Origin of the sequence: Motilimonas pumila (assembly GCF_003596335.1) — a bacterium.
GTDB lineage: Bacteria > Pseudomonadota > Gammaproteobacteria > Enterobacterales > CBDFNC01 > Motilimonas > Motilimonas pumila.
In genome coordinates, this window is the sequence record NZ_QZCH01000011.1 from 112180 (window position 1) to 125279 (window position 13100).

17 protein-coding genes are annotated in these 13100 nt (G+C 45.9%); 6 read left to right on the forward strand and 11 right to left on the reverse strand.

Annotated features, from left to right (window positions below):
• Nucleotides 1-233: 233 nt before the first annotated feature.
• The 3 genes from malK to D1Z90_RS10210 all read left to right on the forward strand — a co-directional run bounded on the left by malK (nucleotide 234) and on the right by D1Z90_RS10210 (nucleotide 3770).
• A complete protein-coding gene (malK, locus tag D1Z90_RS10200; RefSeq protein ID WP_119910668.1) occupies nucleotides 234-1385 on the forward strand; it encodes a maltose/maltodextrin ABC transporter ATP-binding protein MalK in 1152 nt (383 codons plus the stop codon).
• A gap of 101 nt (nucleotides 1386-1486) precedes the next feature.
• Nucleotides 1487-2773, forward strand: a complete 1287-nt coding sequence (locus D1Z90_RS10205) for a maltoporin (protein ID WP_232525235.1) — start codon at nucleotides 1487-1489, stop codon at nucleotides 2771-2773.
• Between the two features lie 70 nt (nucleotides 2774-2843).
• Entirely contained in the window at nucleotides 2844-3770 is a 927-nt protein-coding gene (locus D1Z90_RS10210; protein ID WP_119910647.1) for a MalM family protein, read from the forward strand.
• Between the two features lie 109 nt (nucleotides 3771-3879).
• Here the strand turns inward: D1Z90_RS10210 and D1Z90_RS10215 are convergent, their stop codons facing one another.
• Complete coding sequence (locus D1Z90_RS10215) at nucleotides 3880-4395, reverse strand: hypothetical protein (protein ID WP_158587101.1); 516 nt, start codon at nucleotides 4393-4395, stop codon at nucleotides 3880-3882.
• Between the two features lie 77 nt (nucleotides 4396-4472).
• Here D1Z90_RS10215 and D1Z90_RS10220 point away from each other — a divergent pair, with 77 nt between their 5' ends.
• Nucleotides 4473-4763 carry a DUF1244 domain-containing protein gene (locus D1Z90_RS10220; protein WP_119910649.1) on the forward strand — a complete coding sequence of 97 codons (291 nt, stop codon included), beginning with the start codon at nucleotides 4473-4475 and terminating at the stop codon, nucleotides 4761-4763.
• Between the two features lie 79 nt (nucleotides 4764-4842).
• Here D1Z90_RS10220 and D1Z90_RS10225 read toward each other — a convergent pair whose 3' ends face one another.
• The 4 genes from D1Z90_RS10225 to D1Z90_RS10240 all read right to left on the reverse strand — a co-directional run bounded on the left by D1Z90_RS10225 (nucleotide 4843) and on the right by D1Z90_RS10240 (nucleotide 6812).
• On the reverse strand, nucleotides 4843-5229 hold the full coding sequence (locus D1Z90_RS10225) for a hypothetical protein (RefSeq protein ID WP_232525236.1): 387 nt from the start codon (nucleotides 5227-5229) through the stop codon (nucleotides 4843-4845).
• A gap of 5 nt (nucleotides 5230-5234) precedes the next feature.
• Complete coding sequence (locus tag D1Z90_RS10230) at nucleotides 5235-5666, reverse strand: hypothetical protein (RefSeq protein WP_119910650.1); 432 nt, start codon at nucleotides 5664-5666, stop codon at nucleotides 5235-5237.
• 191 nt (nucleotides 5667-5857) lie between these two features.
• Nucleotides 5858-6196: a zinc ribbon domain-containing protein YjdM gene (locus tag D1Z90_RS10235; protein ID WP_119910651.1), complete on the reverse strand. Its 339-nt coding sequence runs from the start codon at nucleotides 6194-6196 to the stop codon at nucleotides 5858-5860.
• Nucleotides 6197-6380: 184 nt separating this feature from the next.
• A complete protein-coding gene (locus D1Z90_RS10240; RefSeq protein ID WP_119910652.1) occupies nucleotides 6381-6812 on the reverse strand; it encodes a T6SS immunity protein Tdi1 domain-containing protein in 432 nt (143 codons plus the stop codon).
• Between the two features lie 241 nt (nucleotides 6813-7053).
• Here D1Z90_RS10240 and D1Z90_RS10245 point away from each other — a divergent pair, with 241 nt between their 5' ends.
• A complete protein-coding gene (locus tag D1Z90_RS10245) occupies nucleotides 7054-7755 on the forward strand; it encodes a DUF1826 domain-containing protein (RefSeq protein ID WP_232525237.1) in 702 nt (233 codons plus the stop codon).
• A 503-nt stretch (nucleotides 7756-8258) separates the two neighbouring features.
• Here D1Z90_RS10245 and D1Z90_RS10250 read toward each other — a convergent pair.
• From D1Z90_RS10250 to D1Z90_RS10275, 6 genes are all read right to left on the reverse strand, one after another.
• Complete coding sequence (locus D1Z90_RS10250) at nucleotides 8259-8639, reverse strand: VOC family protein (RefSeq protein WP_119910653.1); 381 nt, start codon at nucleotides 8637-8639, stop codon at nucleotides 8259-8261.
• A 74-nt stretch (nucleotides 8640-8713) separates the two neighbouring features.
• Nucleotides 8714-9289, reverse strand: coding sequence for a YdeI/OmpD-associated family protein (locus D1Z90_RS10255; protein WP_119910654.1), 576 nt, complete (start codon nucleotides 9287-9289; stop codon nucleotides 8714-8716).
• Between the two features lie 433 nt (nucleotides 9290-9722).
• Complete coding sequence (locus tag D1Z90_RS10260; RefSeq protein WP_119910655.1) at nucleotides 9723-10262, reverse strand: hypothetical protein; 540 nt, start codon at nucleotides 10260-10262, stop codon at nucleotides 9723-9725.
• Between the two features lie 81 nt (nucleotides 10263-10343).
• Nucleotides 10344-10748 carry a GNAT family N-acetyltransferase gene (locus D1Z90_RS10265; protein WP_119910656.1) on the reverse strand — a complete coding sequence of 135 codons (405 nt, stop codon included), beginning with the start codon at nucleotides 10746-10748 and terminating at the stop codon, nucleotides 10344-10346.
• Nucleotides 10749-11146: 398 nt separating this feature from the next.
• The gene (locus D1Z90_RS10270; RefSeq protein WP_119910657.1) at nucleotides 11147-11620 is read right to left on the reverse strand and encodes a GFA family protein; all 474 of its coding nucleotides are present in this window, start codon (nucleotides 11618-11620) and stop codon (nucleotides 11147-11149) included.
• A 318-nt stretch (nucleotides 11621-11938) separates the two neighbouring features.
• Nucleotides 11939-12280, reverse strand: coding sequence for a Fis family transcriptional regulator (locus tag D1Z90_RS10275; protein WP_119910658.1), 342 nt, complete (start codon nucleotides 12278-12280; stop codon nucleotides 11939-11941).
• Nucleotides 12281-12531: 251 nt separating this feature from the next.
• Here D1Z90_RS10275 and D1Z90_RS10280 point away from each other — a divergent pair.
• Nucleotides 12532-13100, forward strand: a 569-nt coding sequence (locus D1Z90_RS10280; protein ID WP_119910659.1) for an IS4 family transposase, incomplete at its 3' end; no start/stop codon positions are given.

A 13100-nucleotide genomic window follows, 5' to 3' on the forward strand; every position in this document is an offset into this window, starting at 1 on the left:
AAAGCGAACCCTCCCCCGATGTTACCTAAGTCAATAAGCAATATTTAGCTAGAGGATCACAACGAACAACCTCAAAAAATCGTGATAGACATCTCACTTATGTCTCATCCCCCCTGATTTGTATGCCTACGCCCCCGCACAGGAGGATGTCAAAACACAAGGTAAGCCCCACACTGTCTGGTATTGATGCGCAAGGCTATAAACGCTACCAGCACAGAGCAAAAGGGGATGAGATGGCAAGTGTCACGTTAAAAAAGGTGTGCAAAGCCTACGGTAAAAATGTGGTCCAAAAAGACATTGATTTAGATATCCAACAAGGGGAGTTTGTCGCTTTTGTCGGTCCCTCTGGGTGCGGTAAGACCACCTTACTGCGCATGATAGCCGGCCTAGAAGACATTACTTCAGGGGATTTATACATCGACGGCGAGCGTATGAATGATATACCGCCGTCAAAACGCCATATCAGCATGGTGTTTCAATCTTACGCGCTTTACCCCCACCTAAGCGTCAAAGAGAACATGATTTTTGGGCTGAAACTGGCCAAAACGGATCCCGAAGAAATCGCTGAAAGGGTGGAATACGCCTCAAGCATTTTACAGCTTGGGCATGTTTTGAATCGTAAACCCAAAGAATTATCCGGCGGTCAGCAGCAACGTGTTGCGATCGGCCGCACCTTGGTTAATCGGCCCAAAGTATTGCTGTTTGATGAGCCACTCTCAAATTTAGATGCGTCACTGCGGGTACAAATGCGCATAGAGATTTCTAAGCTGCATAAACGTCTCAACGCCACCATGGTGTACGTCACCCATGACCAAGTAGAAGCAATGACCATGGCAGATCGCATTGTGGTATTAGAAGGTGGCCGCGTTGCTCAGGTAGGCTCGCCGCTAGAGTTATACCATTACCCAACCGACCGCTTCGTCGCGGGCTTTATCGGTTCACCAAAGATGAATTTCATTCCCGCCACGGTTGAAAAGCTTGGCCAGAGTGAAGTGCAACTAAAACTCTGTAATAAGCAGCTCATCACAGTGCAAGTGCACCCTGACAAACTGCATGAGGGTGAGCGTGTATCCATAGGTATTCGCCCCGAGCATATCGATACCTCGCCGTTTAGCGGCGAGGCGAATTCAGTATTAGCCGCCAGCGAAAATATCGTTGGTCCAGAATTAAAAGGAGAGGTTCAGGTCGTAGAACAGCTCGGCCATGAAACTCAAATCTACCTGGCCTCCAAAGACATCGACAGCAAACTTATCGTGCGCTACCCCGATGTTGTGGATGTCAGCGAAGGCGCGCAGTTTCGCTTTGCCCTTCCCGCTCACAGGTGCCACCTGTTTCGAGAAGACGGCACAGCCTGTCAGCGCAGCTACAAGGAAGTCGGCGTATAGCACCCCGTAAATGGGACCTGTGAACCGAAAACCAAAGCACGAGCGCAGCGAAATCTGCAAGGAATGATCGTGTTACATCACCAAAAATGGGAAATGAAACAATGAAAATACTACCTCTTGCAGCTGCAGTTTCTGCAGCACTGATGGCCGGACAAGCTGTTGCGGTCGACTTCCACGGCTATTTACGCTCAGGCATAGGCTCAAGTGGCAGCGGCGGCGACCAAGTGCCAATGCAAGCCCAAGGCGCAGCCAGTAAATACCGCCTAGGTAATGAAACTGAAACCTACGGCGAGCTTAAATTTGGTCAAGAACTTTACAACGAAGACGGCAAACGCTTTTATTTAGACACCAACATGGCCTTTAGCATTGACCAAGCCAACGACTGGGAAGCCACCGACCCCGCTTTTCGCGAAGCGTTTGTAATTGGCGATAACCTAATAGAAAGCTTACCCGGTGCCAGTATTTGGGCTGGTAAACGCTTCTATCGTCGTCATGACGTACACATGATAGATTTCTACTACTGGAATACTTCTGCGCCTGGTGGCGGTATCGAGAACATTAACCTTGGCGGCGCAAAAATGTCGTTTGCTTGGTTAAGAAACACTCAAGACACTGGCGGTAATAGTGAAATCGGCAACGAATGGTCTGAAGCTTCTAGCTTTACCGGTAATAACTTGGATTTACGCTTCTCGGACATTCAACTGGGTAATTTTGGCGCCTTAGAGCTGGGTATCAATTACGCCAAATATTCTGATACAGATGACAATAAACTGCACGGCGACTTTGCAAAAGACGGTTTTTTGCTTACCGCAGAACACACTTTACCCGTGATGAATGGCTTTAATAAGCTGGTATTACAATATGCATCTGACGCCATGGCAGGCAATGGTTTTTCAGGCTCACTGATGGGCTTTGGTAACCAAGAAGGCATGACTGATGGTTCTACTATCTCAAAAACTAACTCGGGCAATGCATGGCGCATTATTGACCATGGTGCCATTGAGCTCAGTAGCAACTGGGAAATGATGTATGTGATGCTGTATGAGAAAACAGACCTAGACGACAAAGGCTATGGTACCGATAACCGCGATTGGTGGAGCATAGGTATTCGCCCCATGTACAAATGGAGCAATACCATGAGTACCTTACTAGAGCTAGGTTATGATGACGTTTCATGGAAAAAATCGGCCATTTCTGCGGATCCTACTCGTGAAGATAACAGCCTAACAAAAGTGACCTTAGCACAGCAATGGCAAGCAGGCCCTAGTATCTGGGCTCGCCCAGCGCTGCGCGCATTTGCGACTTATGGCAAAAATTCAGACATTGAGATCAACGATGGTAACAAAGACGAAGTGACCTTTGGCTTGCAAATGGAAGCTTGGTGGTAATTGACTATGCTGTATAGCTGGGCCGTCGCTACGGCGGCCCAGCGACTTACCATAATGACAAGGACTCGCGATGAGAAAAACAATCCAAGGCTTAGCCTTATTGGGTGTATTGAGTTTCACCACTGTTTTTGTGCCAGCTCAGGCAGCAAACTTCTCCCAACTCAACGCTCAAGCGATAACGCTAGAAGACAATAAACGCACCCTCACCTTCGACGTGAATACAACCAGTGCTAACCTCCCTCTGGGCAGTAGCCACTATCACGCCTTTAACATTCCATCCGGGCAATATCAGGTAAGACTGCGTTCAAACATCTATAAATCGGTTTTTGCCCCAACGGCTTATGTATTAGATGCCAGTGGTAATATACTGGCTACTTATGGCCAAGACAAAGTGACTCATCAACCGTCTGGCGTGATCAGCCCAGACCGATTACAACTTAAATTCGACGTTGACAGTACCACAGGCGCAGCGGTTGTCGTAGTGGCGACCAGCCAAAACCAGCTAAACCAAACCACTGAGATTGAGCACCCAGCCAGACAGCTTGCCAAAGCCAGAGGCAATCAGCCACCTGATATACCTAACTTATTTATTCCTCATAGCCAATCCGGAGAAGTGCAACTTAAACTCAGCAAGATAGAAACTGAAGTTGATAACTCGGCACCCGTACTCGTTACAAGCACCACCGCTGCCCGAGAAGCCAGTGAGAATAAACAAGCTATCGTAGGCGCGAGTTCAGTGCAGCCTTCTGCCGCCGACGCCACCACCTCTTCGGCGACTACCGTGGCCGCTACGGCGTCCGCCAGCGCAGTATCTACGAGCGCGCAAGTGAAACAAACGGCACTATTGCCAGCGTCTGAAGCCATGTATAACCAAGCAATCAAAGATGCGGTAAACCAGCAAGATCATGAATTGGCATTGCAACTGATGCTTGAAGCCAGCGAGCATGGCTCAAAAACTGCCCGTGCGACCTACCTCGAAGCATTAGAACAACGATAAGTATGCACATCGCTACAACTAAAAAAACCGCCGAGGCGGTTTTTTATTGGCGTCATCACAACAAGATAGCCAAGCTTTTCCACTTGCGTATGAATATTATCTAAATCACTTATATGTCATCTTTGAGCAGGTCTAACATGCTGGTGTTAAGCTGAGTTAACGCCAAACTTAACAACGCCTTTTGCTTTTTCGCCATTTCCGAATTGTCGTGTTCAAGTTTGCGCAACTCTTCTTTTATTTTGCGCATCTCTTTTTTAATTTCGGCTATTTTCTCTTGTTTACTCTCTTCTTCGGTTTGCCCAGCGGCTTGTTGTTTATTTTGCTGCTGCGCAATCAACTGATCTTTTAACTGACTGGGAATTTTACTTTCCTCACGCTGGGCACCATTTTGTTCAACTTGCAGTTGTTCGTATGCTTGTGCGGAAATGGTCACCTTACCTGCGCCTTGCACTTGCATTTCAATCCCGGGTTTTGTTGGCTCGTTTACCACAGCACGCGTGCCCTTATCCACTTGACTCCCACTGCGAGGCTCGCGGTTGATTGCCCCAGCTGAGACCCCATTGCTGGCGTCTGGCGAAGCATTTGGGGTAAGACTTGAAAATGTGGCCGAAGATTGAATTTGCATAGCTGACATTCTGTTGGTTATGATCGCTTAAGATGTATCGGCGCGCCGATAAAAATCTTTAACAGTTAGGAGAAAAAATGGATAAAGCGACAAAAACAGAACTTGAAGCAGCTGCTTTTCGACGTTTACTCAAACACTTGGACGATAACAAACAAGTTCAAAACATCGATCTTATGATCACTGCTGACTTTTGTCGTAACTGCTTAAGTAAATGGCTGGCGGCCGAAGCCAAGGCCATGGCTGTGCCATTGAGTGACGACGAAGCCAGAGAATGGGTATACAAAATGCCTTACTCTCAATGGAAGTCGGACCATCAATTACCCGCCACTGACGCGCAAATGGCCGCTTTTAACGCCAAGAAGAAATAACGCTCAATCAATAAGCAGCAGAGCATTGGCCTTGCTGCTTAAAGTTGAAGAGCAATTCTGACCCAGCCCTTGCCCCTTGTTAGAACAATTTGGTCAATTCTTCCCCATCGACCACCATGTACCATTGGCCTTGTGCTTGATATGGCGGCTGACTCACTTCAAAATCGGCAGCAATAAAGCCAAAACCCACGCTGAAATTATCCCCTTCGAAATGATTGATAGGCCCGGATATGGAGGTGCGTGTGGCGCCTTGCTCTTTTTCATACTCAACTTCACCGCTGGCACTGATCAGTAAGTAAATATGCGGACCTTGCCACTCTCCAATATAACTGACCTTATCTGTAGGCAGCGGTTTGCTGCATCCTGAGAGAAAAACTATCAGGCATGCAATCGACCATAACCTTCCGCCAAACAAGCGCCAATGGCTCATGTCTGCTTTCGCGCCAATGACATGATGACGAGCCATATAGGTCATTTTACCTGGGCCAATTTAAGGTAAGAATGCAGCTCACCATTTTTATGCTCAACCGCAGAGTGAATATTCACCTCTTGCTGCGCCACAACAGCGAACGTGTAGCGGTTATCCCCTTTGCCGATAGCAACATGAAGTAAACCTTGCGCTAAACGCCACTCACCTTGGGTATGAAAGCGGTCAAATAAACGGTATTCATCTAGCTTGCCATCTTGATGAAAAATGACTTCTGTGATGTAGCCTGCGGTGCACGTTTTTAGCCAGTGACCACCCGTTATGTCGCTAATGCGAAAATCCGCTTTGCTTGCTAACCACGCTTGGTAGACTTGGTGTTGCAAAACCGGCGCTGGCAACTGGTCTTTGTCAACTAAGGCATGCTGCCCCGTTTCTCGACAAAACAATTGCAGTAAAATTTGCTGCTTCTCGTTCATAGCCTTGCCTCTTTTTATAATCAATAGAAATGAGATTGGGCGAATTCATCAGAAACCAATCTGTCTTTGGCCCCTCAACTTAAATGCAAGATCTGCAGGAACTTGCGGCGCAGTGCGGCCTAGTTTGCGCAATGCTTATTACAATACCAAATAAACGGCAACGATAACGGCCTACTGGCGTAAAATGAGCATTAGGCCTTTTTAACAAACATCGCAGTCACCATCATTTCACCGGCGCCATCCACCTTACAGTCTAACTGGTGATCTTTGCCTTCGACGATGCGTCTTATCAAGGCTTTGGTGCCAATCTTTAGCACCAGCGAACTGCCCTTTACTTTTAGATCCTTAACTAAAGTCACTTTATCGCCCTCTTGCAGCAAAGTGCCATTGGCATCTTTTACATTCAATGCCACGTCTTCAGGATCTGGCTCTGCGGGGTTCCATTCGTGGCCACACTCAGGGCAAATCAATTGCGTTTGATCTTGGTATACATATTCCGATTGGCATTGCGGACAGGGAGGGAGTGACATAATACGCTCTTTTTGAATAAATAGGCTGATATGGTAATAAGTTAGCAGCCATCAAGCGAGCAATTTTAATGGCTTTTATTGCCGTTATTGCTAAGCCAAACCCGGCTCAAGGTGTTAAATTGAAATCAACATACTCTTATGCAAAGGCTATCACCCAGCGCATTCAGGAGTCTTGTTAGCACTGTTAAGGTATAAGCGCTAATTCAATGTTGCTGCCATCTGCAATGCCATCTAGCTGCTGCGCCAAATGCCCAGAAAAACGAATCAATTCTTCAAATGAAATAACGCCGAGATTATCAACGACATATTCACCGCCCAGTACTCCGGGAGTTTTCAGACAATACTTTTTACCGACAGGTAATGCGCCCAAGGTTTGCTCAGCTTGGTGCACTAAACCTAACATTAACCAATCTAAACGAAAATCCTCATCTTGCCACAGCGCATTCAATTGCGATCGTGTCTGGGCGATGAGTGTCAGTTCAGCTTCTTCTGGGCAAATTCGCCAAAATTTATCGTCAACGTCTCGTACCACCACATTGCCAAATTTATTCTCAACCACCACTTCAACCGGCTCTAAACCGGTCCACAGCCAAGCGTCCTTAATCGCTTCTAACATTATCAAGCTCCAAATGAGGAATCAGCCCTTCACAATGAAGACGGCCATTAGGCAGTGTAAAGCAAGTGTCGGAAGACAGTAAAACGGCACACACAAACTTGTGCGCTGGCTTGGTATATAACCGCAGTAAGTGGCTAGCTCAGCCAGTAGCCACAGAATATGCATGGCTTCATTGCAAACAACCATTTGTTATAATATAACATAACAGGAAATTCAAAAAGCACACTTAATAGGAGCAATCATGCATGCAATGAATCGCAAAGCCCCTGCCCCCATCGCCCCAGCGGCCATCAACAGCATTCAACAAACCATAAAACAACGCCGAGCGTCATCGGGAATAGATCCTGCTACCCTCACAGATATCTACCAAGAAGACGTAAATATGGCGATTTGGCAACGTACCTTGCCCCCGTCCCTGACCGCCACGGTCGCCGCATTTGTGGCCAGTCAGCCGCACTTTCAAGCGTCAATGACAGTGTCACCATCAACCGCACTAGGCAGTATTCAAGAGGCATTTTCTGACTCGGCACTGGATGAAGTAAGTGCCAATATTGCTGAGCTGGTAGACATGTTTTGTTGCCTATTTGAACTTGAACGCGTGGGACTGCGTTTAACCGTGCTTGAACGAGCCATGTGTCCGAAATTCCATGTCGATAAAGTGCCTTGTCGTTTAGTAACCACTTTTCAAGGTGTGGCTACGCAATGGCTTCATCATCAAGACGTTAACCGCGCCAAGTTGGGCATGGCCAGCATCGGCCTTACTGACAGCGAGTCGGGGATTTACCAGCAACAAACTGACATACAATCACTGCGCTGCGGCGATGTTGCGTTGCTTAAAGGTGAACGATGGCAAGGCAATGAAAATGCCGGCTTAGTGCACCGTTCTCCTGCCATTGACAGTAGCGAGTCGCGCCTATTATTGACGCTGGACTTTATCGATTAGCTGATACAACGCCTTAGGTAAGCGCTGATTATTGCCAGGCCAGGCCTACTAATGTGGCTGGCAGCTAAACTGAGAGTAATGCCGCCATCACAAGAGCGAAGCTAAAAACCTGCGCCTTAACTGGCGCCATGTAACGCGCGTGCCGACGGTTCATTGGCGGGGCTGTTTGATTGGCGTGATGGCAAAAACGTAAAAGCGCATATGGCGCGAATAGGTGACCCCTCTTCAGGCTCATAGGGGAAAAATGGAGAAATGGAAAAAGCATTTACGCGCATGGCACAATAGAGCTTAGCTTAACTTAACTTTTCTCTCCTAATACACATATCTCAGACTAATATCGTTTAACTCAGCCCGGATTACCGCCAACTAGAAGGTTGCGACTGCTCCTTCACAGTCACTAGGCCATATTGAATGTAACAAACCACCAGACTCGGACAGCTTCAAGACGCACGCGCACTCACCCCTTCATCGCACCTATTTTCATTCTCCGGATACTCAGTCTGCTACAAACTGGAGGGTTCAATATTCTGTCCAATACGCCACAACACCCCACTGGGGTCTGAAATGACAAAATCCAGCATGCCCCAAGGCTGCTCAATAACGTCCGATATTTTCACCTTGAATGTTTCAACGATTCCCGTTTGTCGAATATGACGGTGCCAGGCGTGAGCGTCTTCCACTAGCAAGTGCATCATCATGTTTTCTGCATGGGCTTTATCGTAAAAATCTTGCAACAAGAAACTGCTGTTATCATGGTGAAAATAGGCAATGCCATCGGAGTCCGATGCCATTACAAAACCCATATTGAGGTAAAACTGCTTACTCTCCGTAAAATTTTTTGCAGGAATAAATGTCTTAATCTCTTTCGTGGTTAGATTGTTCAATATGTTACCTCGTTATGACGATTGCCCTCAGGCAGTTGGCGTGAGTGTTAAACGGCAAGTGCAGCGTGCGCGAGTTATGTCGGCTTTTGCTGCTCCGCTAGCATATTCATGTATTTTTCAAAACGTCTCTGACGCGTCTCTGGCTTCTTTGCGCTAATTAAGGCGTGAGCGATAACGTATCGGCTTGATTTAGTCAGCGTGCCAAAAAAGGTTTTTGCGTTAAGGTTTTCACCTACCGCAGCGATAAAGTCTTCAGGAATGTCTATATCACCGACAACATAGGCATTCGCCCAGCGTCCATCCGCTTTAGCGGCGTCTACATGAACAAGCCCTTGCGCCTGCATTCGCCCTTCAATTATTAAACGTGCTACATGTTCAGTGTTTCTCTTCGACCACTGACTTTTGCTCTTTCTGGGAGTAATGCGCTGCAGATAACTTTGGTTATCAATCGACTTTTTGATGCCATCAATCCAACCCCAGCATAAAGCCTCCATGACCACTTCATTCCAGCTCACACTGTCAATACCACTGTGTTTCTTAAACATTTTCACCCACAATTCTGTTTCTGTGGCGTGGTTAGCCTTGAGCCATTGGGCAAGAGTATCAGGCGTCTTAAAAGCAATAATTTTTAGGGGATCAGGGGCTGGCATTTTACTTGGCACTCTTTGATAGTGGGGAGCGATTTATCTAAAAAAATAGTCCGCAAATGAAAGTATTCAAGGCGACGCAAGCGTTACCCAAGTAGTACAATGATGCATTTAAAGACACCATTTGGCTATCAAGCTTTTGTCTAGTTGTCAGATTGTCTGATACTCAGAGTCTTCTAGAATGATAAAAATATAGGGGCAGTCCCCCTTTCTCACACACTCTCTTGGCTCTGGCCAGGGTTTAATGATCGCTGCTTTCATTGCCATTAGCACAGCACAAAAGCTATGTCTGCGAATGGATGAATGTTAACTCAAACACGCATTCACACGCTCCTGAAGTAGGCTGACTACTTCACGAGCGTGTCTATTGACAGTGTTAATCATCATTTAAACGTAAAATAGCGTTAACTCGTGCTAAAGAGCCGTTACATGTTTGTTAACCGGGGTAATGTAACCAAGCGTTGGCGCCTTGTATTTTCACCAACTCTAAGGTTGTTAAATCTACCACTACAGGCAGCCATTTATATTCTGAGCCTTCCGCGCGATATGGCATGTCTAATACCTGTCCCAGGAAATAACGATGCCCTGCTTTGGCGGTAAATGTGACTTCGATCTTTTTGGGCTGCTTTGCCAAATGGTAGTTAACATATACCGTTAGCTGCTGCTTGCCCGGCAAGGTTTGTAGCGCATATTGCAGCCACATGGGGTCATTAAAAACCTGATGATGCTCGCCATAGTCGTAGCTTCCCCTGTTGCCGTTAAACGCTTGTACCATAACACTGGAAATACTAGAGCCATGCGCCTTTTTTTCTATTGCAATATTGTTTTCTATCACCGTTTTGCAAGCAGACGAACAACTTGCTGAAATGACGCTTATCTCACTATCCAGTAACGCATCCCCCTCGGCAACTTGAGCTTGATAACTAGAGGCGCAGCCTGTAACGGCAAAAGCCAGCAAAATAAAAACAAACTTCATATTATTCCCTGTATAACAAACGTCCGTACCAAATGTCGGGTAAAATCGGGCTGTTCAAAAAAGTTAAGATTCAAACTCATATTAAACGCTCGTGCTCAGCAGCTTATGGCTGTTACCAAAACCAATTCGCTCGTACAAGGTGTGCGCGTCATCTGTGACTAGAATTTGTAATTTATCTTTCCAGCGAGGATCATTCACTATGGTTTCAGTCAGCCACTTACCTAGCCCTAGCTTTCTAAACTCAGGTTCAATAATCACATCCGAGATATAGGCAACTGAGGCAAAATCCGTTACCACTCTGGCAAAGCCTATTTGCTCATGACCTTGAAACAAAGAAAAGCAAACACTGTGTTCAATTGACATTTTTATTAGGTCTAGGCTCCTTTCACTTGCCCAATAGGAAGCGCGGAGCAAGGCTTCCACTTTTTCTAGTTGAACGCTTTCTCGCTCATCGTCTATGCAAAATCCATTTTTCTTGTATTTCATGGTTCCCTTGAGCGATTAACTCGCTTTAACCGACACTCTTTCAGCTTGTAACAATGTCAAAAACCGCGAGGCCGAAATCTGAGTAAGGCTCTGCCTTGAAATCTGATAAAACAGGCGCAAGCGTCCATCTTTGCCATTCTATTCACCCACCTTAACTCATTGCTTTATTTAATAAAACCCGAAAGTAAAGCCATCATGACAGGCTAAGAAAATGATACCTACCTAGCCGGAACAAAAATAGCGCCACCACCTCAAGGTTAAACCTTGCAAACGATTGAGTTAGCGATTGAGTTCCGAGTGAATAAGTACTGACAAACGGCGCAGAAATAACCCAATGTATGTAGATTAATAACAGCTAGAGCGGGCTTAGACTGCCTTAATAAACAGCAGTGTATTGGTTATTGTTTTTCTAAATTGAGCCTTTGATGCCACTGAGCAATGCTTTCTTTGGGGTATTGTTGAAAACACTGATCTTTAGCTGTTGCATGCGTCTCTACCCATTCTTGTTTACTTGCTAACATAAGATGTGTTTTTTCAGGAGGGATTGGCAATGGGCTATCAATGGCAGATGCAAAGGGGTGAACTAATGCTGGCCACCGAGGATCATAAAGCCACAATGCACTCGCACAGTGTTTACAAAAATTTCTCTGAGCTTGGCTTTTCTTACCTTCAATCATCGCGTTGTAGGTAGCAATGTGTTCCTTACCTTCTACAGTAAACGTTTCGTACTCACCGGCCAAGTTAATGGCATACCCACCGCCTCCTGCAGTTTTGCGACAAATGCTGCAATAACAGATATTAAAGGGATACGGGTGCTTCGACTCCAGTTGAAACTTCACTGCCCCACAATGGCATGAGCCTTTTAGTAGCATGATACCTCCCTCAAGCCTTAATCGTTGAATTTGTAGCAAGTTAACAGCGAATTGAAAGTATAAGTGGCGCAGCGCCCTTCCTAATCATTGCACAATAATCGCAAAACCCAACCTAAATTGAACACATAAAATAGAACAAATAACGCTTAACCATGAGGTTCGCTCAAGAGGTGCAGTGATATCATTGATAAACTCTCTCTCGGCCAACCAAGGGCACATCAAGCGGCAAAAATAGAAACAACCATTGACTAAAATCAAGCCTTATATGATGCCGAGCGCAAAAGTTAAGTCCGAGCTCAAAGCCTTGACCGTCCCAGCCTAAGACAGCCTTTCGGCCCAGTTTCCATCGTTAAATCGAGCGCAATTTTCTTCGCTATCAAATACCAACTGCTTTGGCACACTCTTCAGTTTCACATTCAAATCAGCCAGTACCTTAAGAATGCGTGATTCAATGACGGACTGTTCCTTTGAAGATACGAACAATGCGAGGCTCTCATTATTATCAAACACGCAGATAATTCGCAGTGACGCTGAAACATTTGGATAGTGAACCGTATGCGTTACCCACTGAAATCCCGCAATTCTTTCAAGTTCGTTTTCACATAATCGGGTAAGCGAGCCTCTTAGCTCATTATCGAGTTTTTTATCGGACTTTCGCATTGTGTTCCTATGGCTGTTGCTGATTTTCTCGAATTTAGCACGTGGTAATAGTGTACGCTTCAATGGCAAATATAACGGTGTTCCACGTACCCACAATATCCCAATTATCAACCAAAGGACACACCTCACCCTCACGAATCCCCTCATAACTTCCAATAAAAACAATGAGTAGACGCGCATCGCTCATTCTGATCTAATGAATTTCGCCAAAAACACACCTTATCAAATGAATTTAATAGGAATTCCTAACGATGCGCGATATTCAAATTCTACAGCAAACACTGACAGAACAATGCCCTAATATTCACAAAAAACGACTGTTCTCTCTGATACTTGCCACTAAAAGCGTGCTCAATGGCACTGATTTAACCTTAACCAAGCTTGGCAGAAAACTGGATTCCAACACCACGGTTAAGCATGCCATTAAGCGTGTCGATACGCTGCTCGGTAACCCACATTTACACCGCGAAAAAGACTCCATTTATAAGTGGCACGCCCACTTAATTACACGGGCTAATCCCTGTCCTATTATTCTTGTTGACTGGTCTGATGTGCGTGAGCAACTTCGTTATATGACCCTTCGGGCGTCCATCGCACTCGATGGCCGAGCGGTTAAGATTTACGAACAAGTCTTCGAATATAAGCACTATCATTCACCGCAAAGCCACCAAACATTTCTCGACAAATTACAGAAAGTCCTGCCAAAAGAAGCCAGCCCAATCATCGTATCAGATGCAGGGTTTAGGAATACTTGGTTTAGGCAAGTTCAAGAAAAAGGTTGGTTTTGGGTCGGCAGAGTACGAGGCGAAGTATCATTAAA